The organism is Streptomyces sp. MA5143a (assembly GCF_900290235.1).
Taxonomy (GTDB): Bacteria; Actinomycetota; Actinomycetes; order Streptomycetales; family Streptomycetaceae; genus Streptomyces.
In genome coordinates this window covers 1-1,857 of the sequence record NZ_OLMK01000107.1, presented here as the reverse complement: position 1 = coordinate 1,857, position 1,857 = coordinate 1, and the positions used below count along the sequence as shown (strand labels likewise).

The window sequence follows — 1,857 nt, the reverse complement described above, 5'->3', positions numbered from 1 at the left end:
GCGGCGAACTTCCTGCCCGGCCGGGTGGAGAAGCAGGACGGCGAGCACACCCTGGTCCGCCTGGGTGCCGGTGGCGGCCTGATCAAGGCGCGCCGCCATCAGATGGCTGCCGGAGCCCGCGTCAAGGTCGCGGTGCAGCCGGGCCGGCTGAGGGCCAGCGCCGCCGACGACGGCTTCTGTACCGGCACCGTCGAGACCGCCACCTACGTCGGCACCCTCGTCCGCGCCGGGGTACGCATCGACGGCGGTCAGGGACCGCTGCTGCGCCTGGAGGTACCCGCAGGACGGGGCCCGGTCGCGGGCGAGCGGGTCGGCATCACCGCAGACCCCGAGGACGTCAACCTCTTCGCCGACGAACAGGGCGGGTGAGTCATGGCCGCCACCCTCACCGCCGGGACTCCCGCCCGCCCGCGCAAACTCCTCGCCTCACGCAAGACCCGCGTCGGGATCCTCTACGCGCTGCCGGTCGTCGTGTATCTGCTGGTGCTGTTCGTCTACCCGATCTTCTCCACGCTGCTGCTCAGCCTGAAGGACGCGGACGGATCGTTCACCCTGCACTGGTACGCCGACGCCCTCACCGGCGTGAACCTGTCGGTGCTGTTCACCACACTGCGGATCTCCGCCGAAACGGCCGTGCTGAGCCTGGTGTTCGGATTCGTCCTCGCCCAGGCGATCACCCGGCTCAAGCCGATCCTGGCCGGCCTGGCGATGCTGGTGGTGGTCGTGCCGCACTTCGTCTCCGCGCTGGTGCGCACCTACGGCTGGATCATCATGCTCGGCGACAAGGGCCTGGTGAACGAGACCCTGACCGCCATGTCGATACCCGGCGCACCGTTCCAACTGCTCTACAACGAACTCGGCGTCGTCATCGGCACCACCTCGATGATGCTCCCCTACACCGTGCTGCTGCTGTACGGGGTGATGCGGGGTGTGGACCGGCGCCTGCTGGCGGCGGCGGCGAGTATGGGCGCCGGCCGGGTGACGATCTTCCGGCGGGTCTACCTGCCGCTGGTCGCCCCGGGGTTGGCCAGTGCCGGGCTGCTGAGCTTCATCCTCTCGCTGGGCTACTACATCACCCCGGCGCTGATGGGCGGCCCGAACCAGACGATGATCGCCACCCTCATCAACCAGCAGGTCACCAAGGAGAACCAGTGGAACGGGGCCGCCGCACAGGGCGTCATCCTGCTGGTCCTCACCCTGGCCGGACTGCTCCTGGTCAAGGCCGTGACCTCACTCGGCGCCAGCCGTAAGAAGAGGAGTGGGTCCTGATGGAGCTGCGCAAGACCCTCACCGGCAAGATCGCCCTGACCGCCGTGGCCACCGTGATCCTGCTGTTCCTGGCCCTGCCGATCGTCGTCATCCTCGTCACCTCCTTCAGCAACAACGCCTTCGCCGCCTTCCCGCCCGAGGCATGGACGCTGAACTGGTACAAGGCCCTGTTCGCAGACGGCAGCAAATGGCCCGCCGCACTCTCCCTCAGCGCTTTGGTCGCCGCCCTGAGCACCGTCTTCTCCCTCATCATCGGCGTCACGGCCGCGACCGCGCTGGTGCGCAGTGAACTCCCGCTGCGCTCGGCGGTCTTCGCCCTGGTCCTCGGACCCCTGCTCATCCCGCAGATCGTCACCGCACTGGGCCTGTTCCTCCTCTTCGAACCGGCCGCGATGCTCGGCAGCCCGATCGCCATCGCGCTCGGCCACACCGTGCTCGCCTCACCCATCGCGGTGCTGATCCTGATCGCGACCCTGCGCGGCATCGACGAACGCCTGGAGGACGCCGCCGCCAGCATGGGCGCGGGCCGGCTCACCATCGCCCGGCGCATCACCTTCCCCCTCGCCGCACCCGGCATGATCGCAGCCG

General features: G+C 69.1%; 3 protein-coding genes. All 3 read left to right on the top strand.

Translation table 11 applies throughout. The annotated features are described in order from the left end of the window. The coding region (locus SMA5143A_RS36760) for a TOBE domain-containing protein (RefSeq protein ID WP_146194010.1) at nt 1-369 on the top strand (369 nt) is incomplete at its 5' end. A 3-nt stretch (nt 370-372) separates the two neighbouring features. Further along, nucleotides 373-1,269 carry an ABC transporter permease gene (locus SMA5143A_RS36755; RefSeq protein WP_107467143.1) on the top strand — a complete coding sequence of 299 codons (897 nt, stop codon included), beginning with the start codon at nt 373-375 and terminating at the stop codon, nt 1,267-1,269. Then, a partial coding sequence (locus SMA5143A_RS36750) for an ABC transporter permease (RefSeq protein ID WP_258193950.1) occupies nt 1,269-1,857 on the top strand: 589 nt, incomplete at its 3' end. The genes SMA5143A_RS36755 and SMA5143A_RS36750, both read left to right, overlap by 1 nt.

Coding starts and splice junctions, on each gene's coding strand:
- SMA5143A_RS36755 (WP_107467143.1), top strand. CDS start 373: ATGGCCGCCACCCTCACCGCCGGGACTCCCGCCCGCCCGCGCAAACTC.